Origin of the sequence: Streptomyces sp. R-07 (genome assembly GCF_049913175.1) — a bacterium.
In the GTDB taxonomy this organism is placed as follows: domain Bacteria; phylum Actinomycetota; class Actinomycetes; order Streptomycetales; family Streptomycetaceae; genus Streptomyces.
This window is the reverse complement of the sequence record NZ_CP183978.1, coordinates 7,862,637-7,885,212: the sequence shown is the minus strand read 5'-3', so window position 1 is coordinate 7,885,212 and position 22,576 is coordinate 7,862,637. Positions and strand designations below refer to the sequence as shown.

Below are 22,576 nucleotides of genomic sequence, written 5' to 3'. Positions count from 1 at the left end.
CCTCGCCTCGCCCCCGTCCGGTCCTCGACCGTCCCACCCAGGAGTTCGTGGATCGGTGCTCCCTCTCCTTGGCGCCGTACCCTCTCGAACCGCCGCCTGAGCGGGCGGACTCCGATCTCGACGAGAACGGCACGTTCACGGAGTGGTTCGCGCTGCCTGGCGGCGCCACCGGTCACGTACGGGTAGAGGTGATCAGGCCCGTGGGTGTCACGGGGCCGATGCCCGTCGTCCTGTTCCTGCGCGGCCTGGGCGGCGTCCTGGAGGATGCCGGTGTCCGTACGTCGCCTCGGGCGCCCCACACCGGGCGCCTGGTGCACGCGTTCGCGCTGGGCACGGACGCGGCCGTCGTCCTGGTCCACCACGCGAGCGCACACCAGGCTCCTTGCCCGGTCGCCGTCGAGCAGTGCTACGCCGTCGCGAGATGGCTCGCGGAGCGGGGTGGCGAGATCGGGCTGGACGGAAGCCGGATGGCCGCCGTGGGCTATTCGACGGGCGGCAATCTGGTGGCGGCGCTGACCCTCCTCGCGAAGGAACGGGGCAAGGTGCGGCTGGTACAGCAGGTGCTGTTGTGTCCCGTCACGGATGCCGGACTCGACGCGCCCTCCCACCGGGAGTTCGCCGAGGGTTACGGCGTCGGTCGCGACGCCCTGCTCCGGTTCTGGGACCGGTACGTCCCCGATGTGCGGCGGCGCGGCCTGGCCACCGCCTCGCCGTTACGGGCGACGCCGGAGCAACTCGCCGGCCTCCCGCCCGCTCTGGTGGTCACCGGTGAAGCCGACGTCGTCCGGGACGAGGGCGAGGCGTACGCGGCCAAGCTCCGCGCGGCAGGCGTGGAGGTGGTCGCGGTGCGGTACCTGGGTACGATCCACGGTTTCATGGTCCTCGACCAGCTCCATCACACGAGCTCCGCCCGGGCCGCGCTCACCCAGACGCTCGACATCGTGCACACGGCTCTGCACAGCCGTCGCGGCCGGCCCCACTGAAGCCGCCGCCCGGCCCGAGCGGGTCGCGCGCACCCGTTGCACCGCGACCGGCCTCACCCACGTCGACGGCTGAGCGTCAAGCGCCGTCTCCCGCTCGGAAGGGGCTCAGTCGGGGCACCGACGCCTTGCCCGTGTTGGAGACCCGGCCACCGGTCCAGCGGACCGAGATCCATTCCGTCTCGTCGGACGGCGTGACGCGCAGAGCTTCGGGGGTCACAGTGGTGACGCCGGTGAGGGCCGGGTTGGCGTACGTCAACGCCGACCAGACGCTGGCTCCAGGAGCGAGCGTCACGGTCTGGGGCTCCTCACCGGCGCCCCGTTCGGGATCCGGTGTGACCGCCTCGCCTTCGCCGTTGACGAACGCCACTCCGGGGAAGCCGTGGATCGTGCAGGGCCGGCGGGAGGCGTTGGTCAGCACGAGGGCGAAGTTCGACTGACCGGCTCCAGGGCGGTCGGGGCCGAGGGACGCCTTCAGTTCAGAGGTGCGGCAGCGGCGGGCTGTCGCGGGTGAGGCGGGGCTCGCCGACGCCGTACCGGCTCCATGGGACGGAGTCGAGGCCGGCGCGTCGGATTCGCCGGAGCGTTCGTCGTGGGCAGCCCCGGGAACGGTGGGGCTCGCCGTTGGCGACGAAGTGCCGGCCGCAGGCGGGCTGCCCCCCGCCGTGCCGTCGGTGTTCCGACCGACGCAGCCGGCCAGCAAGGCGCATCCGAGAAGGACGCCGGGGAGGAGCGGTCTGTGGGTCATATCGCTTTCCAAAGGGGAGTGGTGCCGCAGCGCGCGTACTCGTGCCGTCGAACCGGCCCGAGTACGCGCGCTGCGGGGGGGGCGTCAGTCGAACCGGAGGTCGGAGAGCTGACGCTCCAGCGCGGTCACTTCGTCCTCGGGCGCCTCCGCCTCCGCGGGCGGACGGGCGGCCATCAGCACGGCGAGCTCGGCGCCCGCCCTCCGTATGCGGGCGGGCAGGCCGTCGGTGTACTCGTCGCCGCCGGCCCCCCAGTCCTCCGAGGCCGCGTAGACCGCGGTGGGCACCACGGCCGCCCTCAGGTAGGCGAAGAGCGGGCGCAGCGCGTGCTCCAGGACCAGGGAGTGGCGGGCCGTTCCTCCGGTCGCCGCGACGAGGACCGGCTTGCCCGTCAGGGCGGCCGGATCGATCAGGTCGAAGAAGGACTTGAACAGCCCGCTGTAGGAGGCGGTGAACACGGGGGTCACGGCGATCAGGCCGTCCGCTCCCGTCACCGCGTCGATGGCGTAGGCGAGTTGCGACGCGGGAAACCCGGTCACGAGGTTGTTGGCGACAGCCAGGGCGAGCTCACGGAGCTCGATGACCTCCACTTCCACCTCGTGCCCCTGGGTTCCGAGGTCGTCGCGGACGGACTCGGCGAGACGGTCGGCGAGCAGACGGGTGGAGGACGGGGTGCTCAGCCCCGCGGACACGGTGACCAGCTTCATGCCACGACCCCTTCCCGGGCTGCGCGCAGGGACTCGTGGGTGGGGGCGTCCGGCACGTCGGCCGGGCGGCCGACGGCGAACTCCTTCCGCAATACGGGCACCACTTCCTCACCGAGGATGTCGAGCTGTTCCAGAACGGTCTTCAGCGGCAGGCCGGCGTGGTCCATCAGGAACAGCTGCCGCTGGTAGTCGCCGACCGTCTCCCTGAAGGACAGCGTCCGCTCGATCACCTGCTGGGGGGAACCGACCGTCAGCGGGGTCTGCTCGGTGAACTCCTCCAGCGACGGGCCGTGCCCGTAGACCGGCGCGTTGTCGAAGTACGGGCGGAACTCCCGTACCGCGTCCTGGGAGTTCTTCCGCATGAAGACCTGTCCCCCGAGGCCGACGATGGCGTCCTCCGCCCGACCGTGGCCGTGGAACGCGTACCGCCGCCGGTACAGCTGGACCATCCGCCTAGTGTGGTCGGCCGGCCAGAAGATGTTGTTGTGGAAGAAGCCGTCGCCGTAGAAGGCGGCCTGCTCGGCGATCTCCGGAGACCGGATCGAGCCGTGCCAGACGAACGGCGGGACCCCGTCCAGCGGACGCGGCGTGGACGTGAACCCCTGCAGCGGAGTGCGGAACTTGCCCTCCCAGTCCACGACGTCCTCGCGCCACAGCCGGCGCAGCAGCGCGTAGTTCTCCCTCGCGAGGTTGACACCCTGCCGGATGTCCTGCCCGAACCAGGGGTAGACCGGCCCGGTGTTGCCGCGGCCCATCATCAGGTCCACACGCCCGTCGGCCACGTGCTGGAGCATCCCGTAGTCCTCGGCGATCTTCACCGGGTCGTTGGTGGTGATGAGCGTCGTGGCGGTGGACAGGATCAGCTTCTCGGTGCGGGCGGCGATGTACCCGAGCATCGTGGTGGGCGAGGACGGCACGAACGGTGGATTGTGGTGCTCGCCGGTCGCGAACACGTCGAGTCCGACCTCCTCCGCCTTCAGCGCGATGGCGATCATCGCCTTGATGCGCTCCCGCTCCGAAGGGGTACGGCCATGGGTCGGGTCGGGGGTCACGTCCCCCACGGAAAAGACTCCGAACTGCATATACGCCTCTTTACTCGTACACAGGTGCTGTTTCCCGAAATCTAGGCTCTTCCAGGTGGCCGTCATGCTCCTGCGCGCAAGGGGTCTTGTCCCTCAGCGCCCGGCCCGGACCTCGGTGGGGACCGCCCGCGGAAAAGGCACCTGCCCGTCCGGACGACCGGACGGGCAGGTGCGCATGCGGGCCCTCCCTCTCGTTGGAAAGGGCGACGGACCGATGATGGCTACTTCCGCAGGAAGGCCAGGAGAGCCTCGTTGACCTCTTCCGCGTGCGTCCACAGCAGGCCGTGCGGGGCACCCTCGATCTCGACGTAGTCGGCGGAGGGCAGCGCCTTGTGGAAGGGGCGGGCGGTGTTCTCGGCGGGCAGGATGCGGTCGGCCGTGCCGTGCAGGATCAGGGCGGGCACGTCGACGGCCGGGATGTCGGCGCGGAAGTCGGTGTACCAGGTCGCAGGCGCGGCGGACGCGGCGAAGGAGCCGCCGCGGGCCGCGGTGTTCCAGCTGTTGCGGACGGCCTCCTCGCTGATACGGGTGCCCAGGTTCTCGTCGAGGTTGTAGAAGTCGTTGAAGAAGGCAGTGTAGTAGGCGTAGCGGTCGGCCTTGACGGCGGCGACGACTCCGTCGAAGAACTCCTTGGGGGCGACGCCGTCCGGGTTGTCGTCGGTCTTGAGCAGGCAGGGCTCCAGGGAGGCCAGGAAGGCGACCTTGGCGACGCGGGCGGAGCCGTACGTGGACACGTAGCGGGCGACCTCGCCGGTGCCCATGGAGAAGCCGACGAGGACGGCGTCGTTCAGGTCGAGGGTCTCCATCACGGTGTTCAGGTCGGCCGCGAAGGTGTCGTAGTCGTAGCCGGTCGTCGGCTGGGAGGACTGGCCGAAGCCGCGCCGGTCGTACGTGATCACGCGGTAGCCGGCGTCGAGCAGCGCGGCGCTCTGGCGCTCCCAGGAGTGGCCGTCGAGCGGGAAGCCGTGGATGAGCACGACCGCCTGCCCGGCGCCGTGGTCCTCGTAGTAAAGCTCGATGGGGGTGGTGTTCTCCTGGCCCACGGTGATGTACGGCATGGGGTGTCTCCTCGATTCGAAGGGGCTGGTCCGCGCCTCGGCGCGGTACGGAATGCCGCCACGCTACGACCGGGGAAGCGCCACCTGTTGTCGCGCCACGCACTGCGTCTTGCCCATGCGTGCAGCGTTCCGCCGCATGCTGGGCGTGCCGGACGGCGACTGCTCTCCATGCGCTGCCCCGGGACGATCCACGGCTTCATGGTGCTCGATCCGCTCCGCGACACGGCCGCCGCCCACGCCGCCCTCGTCCGGGCCCTGGACACCGTGCGCGTCGCCTGCACCGGCACCGCGGCGGAGTCTCCGGCGCCCCGGTGGGCCGTTCACTCGGCGGGGAGCGTGTCCAGGAGCTTCTGTGCGGCCTTCAGCTCCTTGTCGTCGGCCGCGTCGCCGAGAGCAAGGACCTGGTGCAGGCAGTAGCGGGCTTCCTCGGTCTCTCCTAGTTCGATCAGGGCCTCAGCCAGATGGAGGAGCTGCTCGGCCTCCCTGTGGGAAATGCCGATACGACTCGACTCCGCCTGGGCACGGCGAAAATGGTCGGCCGCCTCCCGCCACTGCCCCAGCGCGGCGTAGTCGACACCGAGTGCCTGGGTCGCGTGAGTACGGAATATGTCGGCGACGTGCCCGCTCACCGGACAGTCGGGCGCGTCGAGGAAGGTGATGACGCGCTGGTGCTGGGTCAGGGCTTCCTCGGCGCGGCCCAGGAGGCGCAAGGAGGTTCCGTAGAGGCGCGTCGCTTGGGGCCAGACCTCGTAATGACCGGTGTCTTCCGACAGACGGACGGAGGCGAGAGATCTGTCCGCGACCGCCTGGGCCTCGCCGAGTTGAAAGTGCGCGCTTGCCCCGAGCATCAGTGCCGAGGTCTGCTGGTGGACGTCCTGTGCGCGGCGGGCGTGTTCCAGCGCCTCGTCGGCCCATTCGATGGCCTCGCGGAAACGGCGCTCGCACGTGTTCAGGGCCCAGGAGTAGCAGTTGAGATGGAAGGCCCGCATGTACGGGTCGTCAAGTGCGGCAGCGGACTCGGCGGCCAACCAGAAGACTTCGGGCCAGTGCCCCCAGTAGACCCACAGGTCACAGAACCACTCCATGGCATGGGCGGTCTCCACGACCTGGGTGTGCTCACCGCGGTGGGCGGCGCCGCGCAGCGCCGCGAGCCAGGAGGGGGCTTCGTTCTGAAGCCAGGCACGGGCCTCTTCGGCGCTCTCCAGCGGGGTCAGGCCCTGCCAGGACACCTGCGGCGCACCGTGTTTGGGCTTGTACCAGCGGCCGGCGACCACCGCCGTCTCAAGCAGCCAGGCGCGCAGCCGGTCGTCGGCCGCTTCCCGCTCGCCGTGTTCCTCCTCGCGGGAGAGCCGGGCTCGGGCGAACAGCCGCAGCAGGTCGTGCAGCTGATAGCGGCCGGTGAAGGTGGCCTGCAGCAGCCCGGCCTCGACCAGCTCCTCCATCACGTCCTCGGCGTCGAAGACACCAGTCGCGGTCAGAGCGGCACCGTAGGCAGCGGTCATGTCCGGCCCAGGAACCAGACTCAACAGCCGCAGCATCCGCGCGGCCTGGGCCGTCAGCTGACGGTAGGACAGTTCGAACGCCGCCTCCACCCGCACGTCGCCGGCGGCGAGCGCACCCAACCGGCGCTCTTCGTCCGCCAGGCGCCGGACCAGGTGGCCGACGGTCCATCCCGAGCGGACCGTCAGCCAGTTTCCCGCCACCCGCAAGGCCAACGGCAGTCGCCCGCACAGCTCCACCACGCGCCCCACGGCCTCGGCTTCCGCGTCCGCCCGCTCCTCGCCCAGGATCCGGCGCAGCAGAGCGACCGCCTCGTCCCGCGCCATCTCCCTCAGCGCCAGGCGGTCGACGTCCTCAAGCCCGGTCAGGGGCCGCCGGCTGGTGACCAGCACCAGACTCCGCCCGCCCGCGGGCAGCAGCTCACGGACCTGCCCCTCGTCGCGGGCGTTGTCCAGGACCACCAGGCACCGACGGTCGCCCAGCAGCGCCCTCAGCAGCCCGGCGCGGCCCTGTGCGTCCTCGCGCACCAGCCTGCCGTCCGACACGCCGAGGGCCTTCAGCAGCTTCAGCAGCGCCTCGCCCGTATCCACGGGGCCTTCCACCCCGTGCAGGTCCACCACGAAACACCCGTCGGGGAACTCCTCCGCCAGATCCGCCGCCGCCTTCAGCGCCAGCGTCGTCTTCCCGCACCCCGGAGGACCCGAGACGACCCACACGGACACCTCCCCGCCGGCACGGGACCGGTCCGCCGCCTCCCGCAGGAGCGCCAGCTCCGGTTCGCGCCCCGTGAAGTCGCCCACCGATCGCGGCGGCACAGCCGTCCCCGCGACTGCTACCGCACGCGTCGGACGCGGCGCCCGCGCCGCCGCCAGCAGCGCCTCCCGCTCCGCGTCCTCAAGTCCAAGCCCCTCCGCCAGTGCCACCACCGTGCGTCGCTGCGGAACACGACTGCGCCCCCGCTCCATGTCGCCGATGGCGCGGACACTCACACCCGACGCCTCGGCCAACTCCTCCATCGTCAAACGGCCCCGCTGCCGCAGACCACGTAGAACGGCACCGAACGACTTCTCCCCGAACACAACGCCTCTTTCCTCCCACCCCGAGGAAAGGATACGGCGTGCCAGGTCTGGCAAAGGTGCAGGCCAACGGCACCAAACGCCGTGCCGAGCCCACCCCGAGGGGTGGGCTCGGCACGGTCCCCCAGTCCGGCACCAGGTCAGTGGGCGGTGGACCGGACCGCGTTCTGGATCAGTTCGGCCACGGCCTTCGGCCGGGCGAGCATGACCAGGTGCGAGGAGTCGACCTCGACGATCGTCATGCCGGCACGCTCGTAGCCGTAGCGCTCCACATCGGGGTTGATCGTTCGGTCGGAGGACGCGACCAGGCCCCACGAGGGCTTGGTCTTCCACGCGGCGACGGGCGCCGCCTCCGCGAAGGCCCGTGCGGCCAGAGGCCGCTGGGAGACGGCGAGCACCGCGGCGAGCTCGGGGTCGACGTCCGCGGCGAACAGAGCGGGGAACTTCCCGACCTCCACCGAGACGTCGGTGCCGGTCTCGTCGGAGCCCGGTACGGGGAACGGCGTGTACACGAGCGCGTCGGCGAGGCCGGAGTCGGGGAAGCGCCCCTGCAGCTCGCCGAGGCTCTCGCCCTCCTCCAAGGCGTATCCGGCCAGGTAGACCAGCGCGCGGACGTTGTCCTCCGTGCCGGCGAGGGTGATGACGGCGCCGCCGTAGGAGTGCCCCACGAGGATCACGGGGCCGTCGACGGCACGTACGACCGAGGCGATGTAGGCGGCGTCGTCGACGAGGCTGCGGTTGGGCACTGCCGGGACCACCACCTTCAGGCCGGCGGCGGTCAGTTCGGGGATGACACTGGCGTAGCTGGAGGCGTCGGCGAAGGCGCCGTGGACCAGCACGACGGTGGGGCGGGCATGTCGGGACATGCGGGAACTCCTCGGGGCGTGGGTGGGGGTGGAAGGCGAATCGCCGTGCTTCAGAGGCCGAACCGTGCGCGCCGCGTCTCGGGCACCAGGTCGGTGTACTCGGCGTGCTTGCGGATCCACCCCCGGATGAAGGGGCAGTACGGCAGGACATGCAGCCCGCGTGCACGGGCGTCGTCGAGGGCTCCCTGGGCGAGCAGCCCGCCCAGGCCCCGGCCTGCGAAGCGCGGATCGATCTCGGTGTGGATGAACGCGATCTCGCCCTCCGACTCGTCCTCCGAGAGGAAGTACTCGGCGAAGCCCGCGGTCTCCGTGCCGTCGTCACCGGCGAGGATCTCGTACCGGGACTTCTCGGGGCGGTCCACTACCTGCGGTTCCATGGATGCTCCTGTGCGTTTGCGGTGTACAGGGTGTCGGTGGTGTTCAGAGCGTGCGGCGCACGCCCGCCTGGCGTTCCAGGTTGCGGAGCTGGACCGCGAGGTCGCCCTCCACGGCGGCGTGGGCGGGGCCACTGCGGCCGATGGGCAGGACCTCCTCGCTGCGCATGTCCTCCAACATCAGGGCGAACGCGGCGTACATCGCGACGAGCGCCACCAGGAGTCCGAGGACCCCGGACGTGCGCGTGAGCCATTCGGCGCCGGTGAGACCCGACAGGCCGGTGGCGGCCCAGCGGGGCAGGGAGACCGCCAGGACGAGCCACAGCGCGCGCTTGGGCCGGGTCACGGCGGTCATCAGCGCCCCGAAACAGAGGAGCGCCAGGTTGAAGACGCCCAGCACGCGCAGGCCGTCGGCCGCGCCGCTGAACATGACGAGTGCGTAGGCCAGCCAGCTGCCGGCGAAGACGGCCATGAGCGTCGCCGCGATCACGTCACGGGCGCCGAAGGCCAGGATGCTCACCAGGAACTGCAGGGCGAAGGCGGGCAGTACGCACAGGGCGACAGCGCCGCGGGCCGAGGCCTCGAAGAGCCCGAGCTGCATGCATCCCGTCATCACGGAGGCGATCGCCACCGTGAAGAAGCCCAGCGGCATGGGTGAGGCGATGGGGCGCAGGTTGATCCGGGTCATCGACCGGAGGTCCGGCTCGAAGCGGCGCCCCGGGCCGGCGTCCGGCCCGGAGACAGGCTTGGCGTCCCTCCGGCTGTCCGGACCGTCGTCGGCGCCGCCGACGGAGGCGGAGTCAGTACTCATCGTGGGGATCTCTCGTTCAGTGCTGGAAGCAGGGGTCGAGGAACGGCGGAGGCGTGTCGGGAGTGGAGCCACGGGCGACGCGCCAAAGACGGTGCTGCTCGGACTCGGCGACGGCCTCGGCCACGAGCGACGCCTGGCGTGCACCGCTCTGATAGCCGCCGAAGTGGGCCACCGGGCTCCACTCCGGACTGACCGGCGGGACGGCCTCGTCGAGCCCTTCGTACTCCGCGGTCGCGTAGACGATGCGGCCGCCGACGACGGTCAGCACGGACTCGATCTCGGGGATGGCGTCCTCGGACACGGTCAGGAAGTCGTCGGACAGGATCGCGAGGTCGCCGTACCACCCTTCCCGCAGGCTTCCCTTGACGTCCTGCTCGCCGGTGAGCCGGGCTCCGCCGCGCGTGTAGAGGTCGAGGGCGGTCTCGCGGTCGATCCGGTTGCCGGCCGGGTGCAGCGCGGTGCCACCGACGGTGCGTCCGGTGATCAGCCAGTGGAGTGCGACCCACGGGTTGTACGAGGAGACGCGGGTGGCGTCGGTCCCTGCGGCGACGGTGAGGCCCCGGTCGAGCATGGCCCGGACCGGCGGGGTGTGGGCGGCGGCCTCGGCGCCGTAGCGGTCACGGAAGGCGGCGCCCTGGAAGGACATGCGGTTCTGGACGGATACGGCGCCGCCGAGGGCGGCGATCCGGTCGAGGCTGTCGGCGGAGACGGTCTCGGCGTGGTCGAAGAGCCAGCGGTTCCCGCCGGGGAAGAGCCCTTCCGCGGCGAGCTTCTCGAAGACGGCCAGGTCGCGGCGGATCGTCTCGTCGTACGTCGCGTGGAGCCGGAAGCCCCAGCCGTTCTCCATCAGGAGCCGGACCGCCTTCTCGAACTCGGCCTCGTATCCCTCGGCGAGTTCGGGCCGGGGTTCGGAGAAGTTCTCGAAGTCGGCGGCGGCCCAGGTGAGGTTCTCGCCCGCGCCGTTGAGCCGGAGCCACTCGTCCCCGTCACCGGGCTTGACCATCTCGGTCCAGCGCTTCAGGTCGGCGAGCTCCTGCCCGGCCGTCTGCGGGAAGAGGTGGTAGGCGATCCGCAGGGACAGCTCCCCCGACCTGGCGAGGTCGACGACCGTGGCGTAGTTGTCGGGGAAGTTCTGGAACCCGCCCGCGGCGTCGACCGCGGAGGTCAGTCCGAAGCGGTTCAGCTCACGCAGGAAGTGACGGGTCGATGTGCGCTTGTCCGCCTCGTCGAGGGCCGGTGCCTTGGCCAGGGTCGAGTAGAGGATGAGGGCGCTGGGCGCCGCGAGGAGGACGCCGTTGGGTTCGCCGTCCCTTCCGCGTACGATGTGGCCGCCGCGCGGGTCAGGGGTGTCGCGGGTGAATCCGGCGGCCCGCACCGCTGCCCGGTTCATCAGGGCCGACTGGTACAGGTGCAGGACGAACACCGGGGTGTCGGGGGCGGCGGCGTTCAGCTCGGCGACGGTCGGCATCCTGCGCTCGGCGAACTGCTCGGCGGTCCAGCCGCCGACGACCCGGATCCACTGCCCCTTGGGGGTGCGACCGGCCTGCTCGCACAGCATGGCAAGGGCGTGGCGGAGGCTGCGCACCCCGTCCCAGCGCAGTTCCAGGACGTAGTTCAGGCCGCCCCTGATGACGTGCAGGTGCGAGTCGTTCAGGCCGGGGATCACCCGGCGGCCGAGCGCGTCGACGACCTTCGTGCCCGGCCCGACCAGGTGGGCGAGGTCGTGGTCGTCGCCGAGGGCCGCGACCCGGCCGTCGCGGATCGCGACGGCGCGGGCCTCGGGACGGTCGGGGTCGCCGGTGAACACCTTCGCGTTGCGGACGAGGAGGTCGGCCTGCGCGTGTGCCTGGCGCGGGGCAGGCACAAGGCCTGCGACGGGCATGCTCGGAGACGGGCCGTCCATGCGAGTCGACGGCCCGGTCATGCGAGGGCCTTGCGCAGGGTGTCGACGGCGAGACCGATGGCGAGTTCCGCGCCCTGCGTCTCGCGCAGCGCGTTCAGCATGACGAAGTCGTGAATGACCCCCTGCACGCGAAGGGCGGTGACGGGGACTCCAGCGGCGCGGAGCTTCGCCGCGTACGCCTCGCCCTCGTCGCGCAGGACGTCGGCCTCCGCGGTGATGACCAGGGCGGGCGGCAAGCCCGTGAGCTGCTCGGTGGTGGCACGCAGCGGCGAGGCGGTGATCTGCGCGCGCTCGGCCTCCTCGGTCGTGTACTGGTCCCAGAACCACTTCATGGCGTCGCGGCGCAGGAAGTAGCCCTCGGCGAAGGCGTGGTACGAGTTCGTGTCGAAGCTCGCGTCGGTGACCGGGTAGAAGAGGACCTGGTGGGTGAGGCGGACGTCGCCGCGCTGCTTGGCCATGAGGGTGAGGGCGGCGGTCATGTTGCCGCCGACCGAATCGCCCGCTACGGCTATCCGGGTGCCGTCGAGGTCCTTGTGGTGTCCCTCGCGGGCGATCCACTGGGCGACGCTGTAGTTCTGCTCGATGGCGACGGGGTAGCGGGCCTCGGGCGAGAGGTCGTACTCGGGGAAGACGACGGCCGCACGGGTGCCGACGGCGAGTTCGCGGACGAGCCGGTCGTGGGTGTGCGCGTTGCCGAAGACCCAGCCGGCGCCGTGGATGTAGAGGATCACGGGGAGCGGGCCGGTGGCGCCGCGCGGGCGGACGATCCGGGCACGGACGTCGCCGGCCGGGCCACCGTGGACGGTGACCCATTCCTCGTCGACGGCGGGCAGCGGGACGCCTTCGCCGCTCTGGACGCCGTCCACGGCCTTGCGGCCGTCCGCGACGGGGATCTGGTACAGGTACGGCGGCTGGGCGGTGGCGTCGGCGAAGGCCCGGGCGGCGGGTTCGAGAGTCGGTGTGTTCGGCATGAGGGTTCTCCTTGGTGGGACGTACGGGTGGGTGCTCAGCGGGTGGCACGCGCGGCGTCGAGGATCACGTCGGTGACCTCCGCCGGGCGGGAGACGGCCACGGCATGCGACGCGTTCACCTCGGTGGTGTGGGAGCCGGCGCGCCGCGCCATCCACCGCTCCGCGGCCGGCGGGATGTTCTTGTCGGCGGTGGCGATGAGCGCCCAGGACGGGATCGTCTTCCACGCCGCTTCCCCGGCCTTCTCCTCCAGCGCGGCGGTGGCGACCGGGCGCTGGGTGGCGGCCATGACCGCCGCGTCGGCGGCGGGGACGTCGGCGGCGAACTGACGGTGGTACGCGGCCTGGTCGATGACGAGTTCGGTGCCGGTGCCACCGCCGGGCAGCGGGTACGGCTGCGGGTTCACCGTCTCGCCGAGGGTGGAGCCGGGACACTTGGCGGCGCGTGCCGGTCGGTGCCTGCGGCAGGCGAGCTGGTCGTGGGTGCGGCGCCGATCAGGGTGGCCAGCGTCGCGGGCAGGGCGAGGGCGAGCGTGAGGGTGCGCTTCCTGGGAAGCATCGGCGGGTCCTTGTCAGGTGCTTGTCGGGTGCTTGTGTGGGTCGGCGGTGCGGCCGGCGGCCGCCTCACAGGCCGTACGCCTCAAGCAGCCGCAGCCAGACCTCACTGACCGTTGGGAAGGAGGGGACGGCGTGCCACAGACGTTCGAGCGGGACTTCTCCCACGATGGCGACGGTGGCCGTGTGGATGAGCTCCGTCGCCATCGGGCCGGTGAGCGTGCAGCCGACGACGACGCCCCGCGTCTCGTCGACGACGAGTTTGGCGTGACCGCGGTAGTCGTCCGCGTACAGCGCGGCTCCCGCGACGTCGTCGATCCGGTACTCCACCGCGCGTACGGCGATCCCCGCCTCGCGTGCCGCGCGTTCGGTGAGACCGACGCTCGCGATCTCGGGATGGGTGAACACGGCCTGCGGGACGGCGATGCGATCGGCCTCCGCGCTCCAGGCCTGCCGGCGGCCGGTGTCGGCGGGGCGGCCCGCGGCCCGCTCGGCGATCGCCGCGGCGCAGGCGCGGGCCTGGTACTTGGCCATGTGGGTCAGCGGGGCACGGTGGTTCACGTCGCCGACGGCGTAGAGCCAGTCCCCGGCGAGGGCGGTGACGCGGCACGTGTCGTCGACCGGGAGCCCGCCGCCGGCCGGCAGCCCGACGGTCTCCAGGCCGAGGTCTGCAGTACGCGGGCGACGGCCGACAGCGGCAAGCACCTCGTCGCAGACGAGGGTGGCGCCGTCGTCGGTCTCCACGGTCACGGCGCGGGTGTTCTCGTCACGGGCGACCCGGGTCGCCGAGACCCCGAAGCGGATCGTGACGCCCAGAGCGGTCAGACCGCGGGTGACCTCTTCTCCGGCACACGGCTCCCAGCCGGTCAGCAGGGCCTGGTCGCGGACGAGCAGGGTGACGGAGGCGCCGAGGGAGCGCCACGCGGTGGCCATCTCGCACGCCACCACTCCCCCGCCGATGACGACGAGCCGCTCGGGCACCGCGTCTGCCGTGGTGGCCTGCCGGTTGGTCCACACACCGATCCGGTCGAGCCCTTCGACCGGCGGCAGCGCGGGTTCCGTGCCCGGGCTGAGGACGACCGCGAGCCTGGCCCGCAGGGTGCGGACCGTGCCGTCGGCGCCGGTCACCTCCACCCGGCGCTCTCCGGCGAGCCGGCCGTGCCCTCGTACGAGGGGTATGGCGGCGCTGCTCAGCCAGTCGACCTGGCCGGTGTCGTCACCGCGCCCGGTGAACCGGTCGCGGCGGGCCAGCACCCGCGCCGGGTCGAGCGCCGCCGTGACCGCCTGCCGGGCCCCGTCGACCGACCGCGCGGCTTCCCGGGCCGCGCCGGGACGCAGCAGGGCCTTGCTCGGCACGCAGGCACGGTAGGAGCACTCGCCGCCGACCGCCTCGGCCTCGACGACGACGGCGGTAAGACCCGACCGGACGACTCGGTCGGCGGCGACCTCGCCGCCCGGCCCGCCGCCGACCACGACGACGTCGTACGTGTCCTCCATCAGCCGTGCACCAGAGGGGTGTCCACCAGGTGTTCGGCCAGGAACCACACCTGCGCCTCGCCGGTGCGGACGACGTCGGAGACGAGCAGGTCGGTGCTGCCCTCGTCGCCCTCCGCCGAGATCCGGGCGGCGGCGTCCCGGGCGTCGATCAGGATCCGCTCGTGCGCGTCGAGGAGCCGCGACAGCATGACGGGCACCGGCTCGACGCCGTCCGGCGGCCGGGGGATCGACGTCAGCTCCGCGACGTGACGCGGGTCTCCGACGGCGACGCCGCCGAGGCTCTGGATCCGCTCGGCCAGGGCGTCCACGATGGCCAGTTGGGCCTCCGCGTGCTTGTCGAGCATGAGGTGGAGCGAGTAGAAGGTCGCCCCGCGCATGAGCCAGTGGTGCTTCTTGTAGAGGGAGTACAGGATCTGCGTGTCGGCGAGTACGCGGTTCAGCCGCTGGCAGGCGTACATGCGGGTGTCGTGGCCGAGGCCGATCGGCAGCTGCTTGAGCGTGCCGAACGCCTGGGTCTCGGCGCCCTTCTGGTGCAGCAGCGGCTGGCCACCGCCGTGCGGGGGTGCGGTGATGTTGGTTTCCATCGAGTTCTCCTGGAAGGTGGGAGGGCCCGGCCGTCCGGTCGGGGGGCGCGGAGCGGCCGGACCCGGTCTGTGTGGCTCGCGGTCAGCGCTCGCCGCGGGCGGCGGTCTGCGGCGCCGCCGGCGCCCGCCGGTGCAGGACGAGCCGGGTGAGGAGCCCGCTGCCGAGACCGGCCACGAGCGCGGGGGCGGCCCACCACAGCGGGTACGGCGTGAGGCCGAGGACCGCGTCGAGGGACCAGGCGCCGGGGCCGGTGGCGGCGATGGCGGCGGCGGTGCCGATGAGGACGAGCGGGTACTCGTACCCGTCGTTCTGCACCCAGAGCCCGTGGCGCCACTTCACGGTGAGCGCGACCGTCATGACCCCGATGGCGCCAGTGGCGGCGAGCGGGGTCAGGAGGCCGGCGGCGAGCAGCAAGCCCGAGCCGATCTGACCGCCGCCCGCCGCCAGGGCGGTGAGGGCACCGCCGCGGAAGCCGTCACCACGGAACTCCTCGGCACCGCCCTCGAGTCCCTTGCCGCCCAGGTGCCGGCTGACCTTCTGCACACCGTGGCCGGCGACGAGCAGTCCCACCAGCAGACGCAGGATCAGAATGCCGGTGTCCACAGGGCTCAGCCGGCCGCGTGCGCGCCGATGACGCTCTGCGCGTACACGACACCCAGGCCGTACGCACCCGCGTGGGCCTTGACGATCTCCATGACCGCGCCGTACGACTCCTGGCGCGCCCAGTCACGCTGCAGCTCCAGGAGGACCTGGACCCAGGTCACGGGGACCGCGCCGGCGGCGATCATCCGCTGCAGCGCGTGCTCGTGGGCGGCCGGGCTGACGCCACCGGAGGCGTCGGAGACCACGTACACCTCGTACCCCTGCTCCAGCGCCGAGAGGGCGGGCAGCACCAGGCAGACCTCGGTCCACAGACCCGACAGGATGATCTTCTTGCGCCCGGTCGCCTTGACCGCCGCCACGAGCGCCTCGTCCTCCCAGGCGTTCATCGTCGTACGGTCGATGACCTCGTTCTTGGGGAACACCTCGGCGAGCTGCGGCAGCAGGGGGCCGGAGAACGACTCGGCGGCCACCGTGGTCAGGACGGTCGGCACGTCGAAGGCGCGGGCCGCCTTGGCGAGGCCCACGGTGCTGTTGATGATCGCCGTACGGTCGCCGCTGCCGGTGCCGAAGAACATCTGCGGCTGGTGGTCCACGAAGAGCATGACGGCGTTGTCGGGCGTGAGCAGGTCCGCGCTCGGGGCGGCCTGCACCTTGGCGATGTCGAACATGAGGGGTCCTTTCGGAGCAGTCGGTACCGTGCCGTCCGCGTTTCGCGGCTCGGCACACCCGAAAAACTACGACCGGTCCGACCGACCGACTTTTCTCCCCGTGCCCAGGAGTTGGCACGAGAGCGCACTACCCGCGCAAAGCCCGAAACGCGCCGGGGGTCGGCGGTTCGCCGGGCCCAGCGGGGTTGCCCCGCCTGTTCGACCACGCCCGCCGGGTGGCCGGGGCCACGTCCGCGAGCGGCCGACGACCGCGTGACGCTCCTGATGCACCACGCGGCGGCCCTCGTCGACGACGATGTGCCCACCGGCCCGGTGGGCTTCTGGGTCGTGCGGCCGGCCGAAGCCACGGGCCGGCTCCCCACCCTGCTCTATGTCCACGGGGGCGCCGGATGCTGGGCGACGGGCATAGGCACGCCTGGCTCATCAGTGAGCTGGTGCGCCAAGTGGGTGTCGCCGCCGTCGTTCCCGAGTACAGTCGCACGCCCGAGAGCCGCTATCCGGTCGCCCTCGAAGAGTGTTAGGGCCTGTTGACCTGGTCGGTAGGAAAGGGCGAGTGGCTCGGGCTCGACACCGACCGGCTCGCGGTCGCCGGGGACTGCGCGGGAGCCGCTCAGCGGTAGACCCCCGGCAGCGGGACGAGCCGACTGCCGCCCCGCTGCGTGCGAGTACGGCCGCACTCGCGGGACTGCCGCCGGGCACTGGTCGTCACGGCGGAAGCCGACGTCGCCGGGGACGAGGCGGAGGAGTACGCGGACCGGCTGCTCCGGGCCGGTGTCGCCGCGATCGCGGCTCGATTCCAGGGCACGGTCCACGACTTCGTGTCACTGACCGCACTGCGCAACAGCCCGTCGAGCACCAGTCGGGTGACTGATGACGACGACGGCGGATGGTTCGAGACTGGGATTTCCTGCTGTTCCGACGCTCTTCAGGGAGCGTCCGCACGACCATGACAAGAGGTCATGATGTCCGTTGTACTCTCCGTCCTGCCGCTGCCTCCGTCCGAGCGGGCCGACTACTGGCAGAGCATCGTCTCCGACACCTTGGTTCCGATGGACGTCACGCTGCACGAGCGCGAGCCCGCAACGGGGACGATCACCGTCGATACTCTCGGCCCCCTCCAGATCTCGGTGGTCGAGGCCGGCCCGGCGCGCGTGTCGCGCCACGCCCCCCTGATCTCCAGGGGCGGAGCCGAGTACATGACCATCACGCTCCAGCACCAGGGAACCGGGCGGCTCACCCAGGACGGGCGCCAGGCCCTGGTCCGCCCCGGTACCTTCACCTGCTCCGACGCCGGCCGACCCTACGGCAGGGAACAGCCGGAGAACTTCCGGTTCACATCGATCCGGGTGCCGAAGGACGTGCTGGCCGTGACGGACACCGAACTGCGGGCGATCACAGGGACCGTCTTCGACAGCCGCTGCGGCACGTCCGGAGTGGTCGCCGGCCATCTGGAACGTCTGGCGGACCAGGCGGCCGGGTTCGACCCGTACACTGGCCGGCAACTCGCGATGACCGCCGTCGATCTGCTGAGGGTGCTGGTGCGCGAGCGACAGGGGCTACTGAACCCTCACGCGTCGGACGTGGCCCGCGGGATGCTGGCCCGAATCAAGGAGTACATCCTGCGGCACCTGGCCGATCCGGGTCTCTCTCCGGAGATGATCGCGGGCGCACACCACATGTCCGTCCGGTATGTGCACAAGATCTTCGAGGCGGAGGGAACCACGGTGAGCCGTTGGATCCATCGCGAGCGCCTGGAGACGTGCCGACGGGAGCTGTCCAGGCAGTCGAGGTCCGCACCTACCGTCTCGGCGGTGGCTCAGCGCTGGGGCTTCGTGAACCCGTCCCACTTCAGTCGGGCCTTTCGCACCGCGTACGGGATGTCGCCCCGGGACTGGCTGTCCGGCACGCGCGGCGTGTGAACCACCGAGGCGACGCTCCGTCGGGCCGCGTCGAACGGTCGGGCCGGCCGCCCCGGCCGGGTCCGTGAGCCCGGTCGGGTGAGCGGATCGCCATCGCGGCCTGCCTGGCGGATCCGGTTGCGTGACACCTGCCCTCGGGCGCTGCGCAGGCGTGTCACCGGCACACGCTCCGTGGCGGTCAGCCCACGGCGCGTCCCGCCACAGTCGTCTGCGACGGCAGAACGTCGGCTCACACGCTCCGTGCCGGGCGACCCGACACGGTCAGGAGTACCAGTCGGCCTCCCCCGGCCGCGCCCGTCGGGGCACCTCACGGGCAGGTATGGGCCTGCGTTCGCCACCCGCGATCAGGGTGCTTGCCGGAGCACGCGCGAGATGACCGTCCGCTTCGTCATGGCTGCCGACCTCGTTGTAGTCACAGCCGAGTTCCCGGTGGGCCCGGGCCTGTTCGGAGAGATCGCCGAGAGTGGTCGCCGCCTCGAGTGCGGCCGTCTGGGTGGCGATCATGTCGTGCCATTTGCCCCGTCGGCCGTAGTACGTGCTCAGCGTCCAGGCCAGCTGACACGTGTGGCGGAGCAGTCCGCCCCGGTGCGCCTGCTCGACCATCGCCAGCGAGCACCGCGTGCTCGGTCTCGAACCACCGCAGTGCCTCACGGTCGTCCGCGTGCCGCACGGGTGTCGCGCCGGGGGCCACGGCGGCCAGGGTGATCGGGTCGCGGTGCGGCCACAGCAGCCGGTCGCAGGCGTGCGCCGTGTGCAGGTAGTGGTCGGCACCGCGCAGGAGGGCCTGGGGCGTTTCGGGTTGGTCGGCGGACAGTCCGACGGCGTAGTCGCATAGCAGGTCGTGGAGTGTGTAGCGGCCGGGAGTCTGTTCCGACACCAGGTGAGCACGGACGAGTTCGGCCAGCAGGAACCGTGTCTCTCGCGTGCCGAGGCCCGCCACGGCGGCCGCGGCGGGGGTGGCGATGTCCGGCCCAGGGTGCGTCCCGAGCAGCCGGAAGAGCCGGCGCGGGCCGGCGTCGAGTGCCACGTACGACCAGGAGAAGACGGCCCGCAGGTCGGCCGACCGGTCTCCGCCGTCGAAGGCGTCGAGGTTCTCCCGGGCGACGTCCAGTTCCGATGCCAGGGCCTGGAGTGGAAAGGAGGGGTTGGCCGCGGCGCGGGCGGCCAGAATGCTGAGAGCCAGCGGCAGACCGGCGCAGCGGTCCAGGATGCGGGCCGTGTCCCGGGGGGCGGCGCCGACTCGCTCGGGTCCCCACTGACGCGTGAGCAACCGCCAGGCCTCGTCGGGCGTCAGGGCGCCAAGGGCAACCGGCCGAGCGCCGTGTGAGCACGTCAGCCCGGTGAGCTGCCGACGTCTGGTGACGAGCACGGCGCAAGAGGAGCCGCCCGGCAGCAGGGGCAGCACCTGGTCGGTGTCGTGGGCGTTGTCGAGCAGGATCAGCATCCTGCGGCCCGATGTCAGGGTGCGGTACAGACCGGCCTGCGCATCGGCGCTGGCCGGGATCGCGCCCGGTTGTATGCCGAGCGCTTCGAGAAAGGCGCGGAGCACCTCGTCCGGGGGTGTGGGGCGGCCGCACGCATCGAAGCCGCGGAGGTTGGCATAGAGGTGCCCGTCAGGAAACCTGTCCAGGTTGTCGTGGGCCCACCGCAGGGCCAGACAGGTCTTACCGACTCCTCCCGTGCCGGTGATCGCAGCGATGCCGAGGGGGGCTTCCCCGTCGCCGTCGGCGCTCACCAGGGCGTCCAGACCGCGGAGTTCATGCCAGTCTGTCGTGGATCTCCTGGTAGACGCCGAGCGCGCTGGAGGGGCGGCCGCTTCGGTACAGGGCGAGCATGTACTGGCCGGCGAGGCGCTCGTCCAACGGGTGGGCCGCCAACGCGATGAGCCCCGCGATCAGTTCGGCGTGGCGACCGCGACTCAACTGAATTTCGTTGAAGTCGAGTTGGGCCGTGACCCGCTCCTGGGACAGGACGCTGCGCAGATCGCTCAGCCAGGGAGTGTCAAGCGTGCCGAACGCCGGTCCCCGCCACAGTCCGAGCGCGCCGTCGAACAGCGCCGCGGCGGTGACCTTGTCGGCGGCGGCACGCGCCCGCGCGACCAGGTCCCGGAACCGGTGCAGATCCACGGCTCCCGGATCCACGGTCAGGAGGTAGCCGCCCGCCTGCCGGTCGAGGCTCACGTCCTGGGCTCCGTCGAGGACGCGGCGTAATCGGGAAAGGTAGCTGTACAGGCCGCCACGGGGATCACCTGGAGGGCTGTGCCCCCAGACCCGGTAGGTGAGTTCGTCCACCGGGACGTGACGGTTGGCCTCGACGATCAGAACCGCGAGGACGCACCGCTGGCGGGCCGGACCGAGGTCGACCGGCTTGCCCGACGAATGTGCCTCGACGGAGCCGAGCACGCCTAACTCAGTGCCCATCCTTTTCTCCTCCCCCGGCCGCACATGCTATCCAGCGCGCAGCGTGACCTGCGGGCCAGGAATTCGCCAAGGTTCGCGCAGGGTCAGCCATCCAGGATCGAACTGCTCCCCCGAGCACGGGGGATTCCGAGACCTGGAGGAGCAGAACGATGAACCGACTCACGAGCGCGGCCCTGACGGGCGTCCTGCTGGCAGGCGGCGCCATGGCCGTCGCACCGGCCACCCAGGCGGCGCCGGCACCGGCCGGTGTGGGGGCCGCCGCCGCACCCGCCGTGGCGAACGCAGCCGCGGGCAAGACCAGCCAGTACTACTTCCTCTTCGACAAGAACTGGTCCGACCCCACCAAGTCGCGGCTGTACTACATGAAGAGCCGGCCGGGCAAGGACCAGAAGATCGGTGACTTCCGGGCCGGATCCGGCAACGGCAGCACGAGGGAATGCGCCAAGAACGCGGGGTGGCTGCCGACCGGGACGTACAACGTCGGGATCCAGACGAAGAGGAAGGCGGGCGGCCCCAAGGGCATCAACGGGTACGCCATCCCCCTCTCGAACAAGTGGTGCAAGCCGCAGGGCAAGGAGCGCAAGGTCGTGCGCGACGCGCTCTTCATCCACAGCGAGATGCTCTCGAACGGCAAGCAGGACAGGCAGACGAAGGGCGACAACCCGTACCGCTGGGACGGACCCGGGGACTACTACTCCCTGGGCTGCACCAAGCTCTCGCCCAAGGACATCCAGGCGCTGTTCCGCCTCGCCGACAAGCACGGCTGGCCGAAGCAGCTGAAGGTCGTCAACTGAGCGCCACCGCAACCCCGGACAGGGCGACGTCGCCCTGTCCGGCCCCGTGCACCCATCCGGCAACCCGGACATCCGGAAGGAACCACAGCGCATGAAGCCCACCAGGCTCCTGGCCTCCGTCGCCCTCGCATCGTCGCTCACGGCCGTCGCGGCCCTGCCCGCCATGGCCGACCCCGCCGCAGGTCAGGCCGATCTCGTTGAACCGGTGGATCAATCGCGCGCGGTGTCCTCGTCGGCCTGGACCAGCTGGGCGATCACCGGCATCCGGTTCCCGCCTGCCGAGGCGAGCAGCATCATCGCGCGCCGGTAGCGCACCGAACTCGTGCTGCCCCGGCGCACGATCTGCTGCAGCTTCTGCCCCTCCTGGTCGGTCAGTCCGCGTACACGGACAGGCTCAGCCTCCGCGCCTCCAGCGATCGGATCGGACGTCACCGCACATCCAGCCGTCGCGACCACCAACCCGGCGAACCTTCCCGGTCACAGCACTAGCCGGCCACACAGAGCCGCTGACCTGACACAGGCCGGACGGCCACCGGCCCGGGCCCCGCAGGAGGCGGGTCCCGGGCCGTCAGTACGCCCGCGGCGGAGCTGGTGGCCCGCTCGCGTTCAGGCGGCGTTCTGGAGGGCGGGCAGGTAGGCGCCCGACTGGCCGGCCGCGTTGGGGTGGAAGGACTGCCCGATGGGCCAGTTGAGGGCGTGGAGCCAGGGTGTGCTGTCGCACAGTTGATGGCCCGTGAAACGTTCGGCGACGTCTTCGTAGACGAAGCCGCTGTGCTGGGCGACCTCGTCGCGGATCACGCTGTTGAGGACGTCGGCCCCGTTGTTGAGCGCGGTGCGCTTGGTGGCACTGATGCCGGGGCAGGACGGGACGTCGAGGTCGTAGAACCTCGGGTAGCCGAGGATCACGACGCGGGCCTGTGGGGCGCGGGCGCGGACGGCGTCGTAGACGGTGTCGAGCTCGCCGGGGAGTTCGGCGTGTGCGGTGGTCTCGGCGGTGGCGATGGCGTCGAGGCAGGCGCTGTCACTGCCGAACAGGCAGGTGGCCATGACCGTGCCGAGACCGATGTCATTGCCTCCGATGGTCATGCTGACCAGAGTGGTGGTATCGCCCAGCGGAGCCAGCTGCTTGCCGAGGACGTCGGTGGTCTTCGCGGCGCCGCACGCCTGGAAGTCGAAGGTGGCGGGGGCGGTGAGCCGCGCGTAGAGGTAGGGGTACGAGTTGACGCTCTGGTTGCAGTCGTTGAGGTAGGTGGTCGAGGAGCCGCCGCCGGCGGAGTAGGAGTCGCCGAGGGCCACGTAGTGGACCCCCGTGGCGGGGGCGGCGTGTGCGGAGTCGGTCGTGGTGAGGCAGAGGGCCGTGGCCGTCAGCGCTGCGAGGACGGCGGCGAGGCCACGGACGCGGGTTCTGGGCATGCCGTAGGTACGGCTCTTGCGCATGGGGGTCTCCTGGCGTTGCGTACGGGA

At 71.4% G+C, this 22,576-nt stretch carries 23 protein-coding genes and 1 pseudogene; 4 read left to right on the top strand and 20 right to left on the bottom strand.

From position 1 onward, the window contains the following. The first annotated feature begins 68 nt into the window (after nt 1-68). Complete coding sequence (locus ACN9M0_RS36010) at nt 69-983, top strand: alpha/beta hydrolase (RefSeq protein WP_426404968.1); 915 nt, start codon at nt 69-71, stop codon at nt 981-983. A 76-nt stretch (nt 984-1,059) separates the two neighbouring features. Here the strand turns inward: ACN9M0_RS36010 and ACN9M0_RS36005 are convergent, their stop codons facing one another. From ACN9M0_RS36005 to ACN9M0_RS35930, 16 genes are all read right to left on the bottom strand, one after another. After that, nucleotides 1,060-1,728, bottom strand: coding sequence for a DUF4232 domain-containing protein (locus tag ACN9M0_RS36005; RefSeq protein ID WP_426404967.1), 669 nt, complete (start codon nt 1,726-1,728; stop codon nt 1,060-1,062). A gap of 84 nt (nt 1,729-1,812) precedes the next feature. Continuing rightward, entirely contained in the window at nt 1,813-2,433 is a 621-nt protein-coding gene (locus tag ACN9M0_RS36000; RefSeq protein ID WP_366042791.1) for an FMN reductase, read from the bottom strand. Then, a complete protein-coding gene (locus ACN9M0_RS35995) occupies nt 2,430-3,515 on the bottom strand; it encodes an LLM class flavin-dependent oxidoreductase (RefSeq protein ID WP_366042789.1) in 1,086 nt (361 codons plus the stop codon). Before ACN9M0_RS35995 ends, ACN9M0_RS36000 begins: the two co-directional genes overlap by 4 nt. Nucleotides 3,516-3,736: 221 nt before the next feature. Continuing rightward, nucleotides 3,737-4,573: an alpha/beta fold hydrolase gene (locus tag ACN9M0_RS35990; RefSeq protein ID WP_366042787.1), complete on the bottom strand. Its 837-nt coding sequence runs from the start codon at nt 4,571-4,573 to the stop codon at nt 3,737-3,739. Nucleotides 4,574-4,893: 320 nt separating this feature from the next. Beyond that, nucleotides 4,894-7,206, bottom strand: a complete 2,313-nt coding sequence (locus ACN9M0_RS35985) for a helix-turn-helix domain-containing protein (RefSeq protein ID WP_366042786.1) — start codon at nt 7,204-7,206, stop codon at nt 4,894-4,896. 83 nt (nt 7,207-7,289) lie between these two features. Then, the gene (locus ACN9M0_RS35980) at nt 7,290-8,015 is read right to left on the bottom strand and encodes an alpha/beta fold hydrolase (RefSeq protein ID WP_366042740.1); all 726 of its coding nucleotides are present in this window, start codon (nt 8,013-8,015) and stop codon (nt 7,290-7,292) included. Nucleotides 8,016-8,065: 50 nt separating this feature from the next. After that, complete coding sequence (locus ACN9M0_RS35975; protein WP_426404966.1) at nt 8,066-8,392, bottom strand: GNAT family N-acetyltransferase; 327 nt, start codon at nt 8,390-8,392, stop codon at nt 8,066-8,068. 43 nt (nt 8,393-8,435) lie between these two features. Then, a complete protein-coding gene (locus ACN9M0_RS35970; protein WP_426404965.1) occupies nt 8,436-9,200 on the bottom strand; it encodes an acetate uptake transporter family protein in 765 nt (254 codons plus the stop codon). A 16-nt stretch (nt 9,201-9,216) separates the two neighbouring features. Continuing rightward, nucleotides 9,217-11,082 (bottom strand): amidohydrolase, encoded by a 1,866-nt coding sequence (locus ACN9M0_RS35965; protein WP_426404964.1) that lies wholly within the window; start codon nt 11,080-11,082, stop codon nt 9,217-9,219. A gap of 38 nt (nt 11,083-11,120) precedes the next feature. Then, nucleotides 11,121-12,074 (bottom strand): alpha/beta hydrolase, encoded by a 954-nt coding sequence (locus tag ACN9M0_RS35960; protein ID WP_426404963.1) that lies wholly within the window; start codon nt 12,072-12,074, stop codon nt 11,121-11,123. A 35-nt stretch (nt 12,075-12,109) separates the two neighbouring features. After that, the gene (locus tag ACN9M0_RS35955) at nt 12,110-12,478 is read right to left on the bottom strand and encodes an alpha/beta fold hydrolase (RefSeq protein WP_426404962.1); all 369 of its coding nucleotides are present in this window, start codon (nt 12,476-12,478) and stop codon (nt 12,110-12,112) included. Continuing rightward, a complete protein-coding gene (locus ACN9M0_RS35950; RefSeq protein WP_426404961.1) occupies nt 12,475-12,630 on the bottom strand; it encodes a hypothetical protein in 156 nt (51 codons plus the stop codon). Before ACN9M0_RS35950 ends, ACN9M0_RS35955 begins: the two co-directional genes overlap by 4 nt. Nucleotides 12,631-12,695: 65 nt before the next feature. Then, entirely contained in the window at nt 12,696-14,123 is a 1,428-nt protein-coding gene (locus ACN9M0_RS35945) for a dihydrolipoyl dehydrogenase family protein (protein ID WP_426404960.1), read from the bottom strand. After that, nucleotides 14,123-14,707: a Dps family protein gene (locus ACN9M0_RS35940; RefSeq protein ID WP_366042731.1), complete on the bottom strand. Its 585-nt coding sequence runs from the start codon at nt 14,705-14,707 to the stop codon at nt 14,123-14,125. Before ACN9M0_RS35940 ends, ACN9M0_RS35945 begins: the two co-directional genes overlap by 1 nt. A gap of 82 nt (nt 14,708-14,789) precedes the next feature. Continuing rightward, a complete protein-coding gene (locus ACN9M0_RS35935) occupies nt 14,790-15,311 on the bottom strand; it encodes a DoxX family membrane protein (RefSeq protein WP_426404959.1) in 522 nt (173 codons plus the stop codon). A 5-nt stretch (nt 15,312-15,316) separates the two neighbouring features. Continuing rightward, nucleotides 15,317-15,979, bottom strand: coding sequence for a hydrolase (locus tag ACN9M0_RS35930; RefSeq protein WP_366042729.1), 663 nt, complete (start codon nt 15,977-15,979; stop codon nt 15,317-15,319). Nucleotides 15,980-16,638: 659 nt separating this feature from the next. On the opposite strand from ACN9M0_RS35930, the gene ACN9M0_RS35925 reads away from it, so the two are divergent. Beyond that, on the top strand, nt 16,639-16,929 hold the full coding sequence (locus ACN9M0_RS35925; RefSeq protein ID WP_426404958.1) for an alpha/beta hydrolase fold domain-containing protein: 291 nt from the start codon (nt 16,639-16,641) through the stop codon (nt 16,927-16,929). Nucleotides 16,930-16,938: 9 nt separating this feature from the next. Further along, nucleotides 16,939-17,898, top strand: coding sequence for a helix-turn-helix domain-containing protein (locus tag ACN9M0_RS35920; protein ID WP_426404957.1), 960 nt, complete (start codon nt 16,939-16,941; stop codon nt 17,896-17,898). A 412-nt stretch (nt 17,899-18,310) separates the two neighbouring features. On the opposite strand, the gene ACN9M0_RS35915 is transcribed toward ACN9M0_RS35920, so the two are convergent. Beyond that, complete coding sequence (locus ACN9M0_RS35915) at nt 18,311-19,633, bottom strand: NB-ARC domain-containing protein (RefSeq protein WP_426404956.1); 1,323 nt, start codon at nt 19,631-19,633, stop codon at nt 18,311-18,313. Between the two features lie 22 nt (nt 19,634-19,655). After that, nucleotides 19,656-20,318, bottom strand: a complete 663-nt coding sequence (locus ACN9M0_RS35910; protein ID WP_426404955.1) for an AfsR/SARP family transcriptional regulator — start codon at nt 20,316-20,318, stop codon at nt 19,656-19,658. Nucleotides 20,319-20,467: 149 nt separating this feature from the next. On the opposite strand from ACN9M0_RS35910, the gene ACN9M0_RS35905 reads away from it, so the two are divergent. Then, nucleotides 20,468-21,112, top strand: a complete 645-nt coding sequence (locus ACN9M0_RS35905) for a L,D-transpeptidase (protein WP_426404954.1) — start codon at nt 20,468-20,470, stop codon at nt 21,110-21,112. 178 nt (nt 21,113-21,290) lie between these two features. Here the strand turns inward: ACN9M0_RS35905 and ACN9M0_RS35900 are convergent. Both ACN9M0_RS35900 and ACN9M0_RS35895 read right to left on the bottom strand, forming a co-directional pair. Then, a pseudogene (locus tag ACN9M0_RS35900) lies at nt 21,291-21,529 on the bottom strand (IS630 family transposase); the annotation flags it as partial. A 189-nt stretch (nt 21,530-21,718) separates the two neighbouring features. Beyond that, a complete protein-coding gene (locus ACN9M0_RS35895) occupies nt 21,719-22,549 on the bottom strand; it encodes an SGNH/GDSL hydrolase family protein (RefSeq protein WP_426404953.1) in 831 nt (276 codons plus the stop codon). Nucleotides 22,550-22,576: the final 27 nt, after the last annotated feature.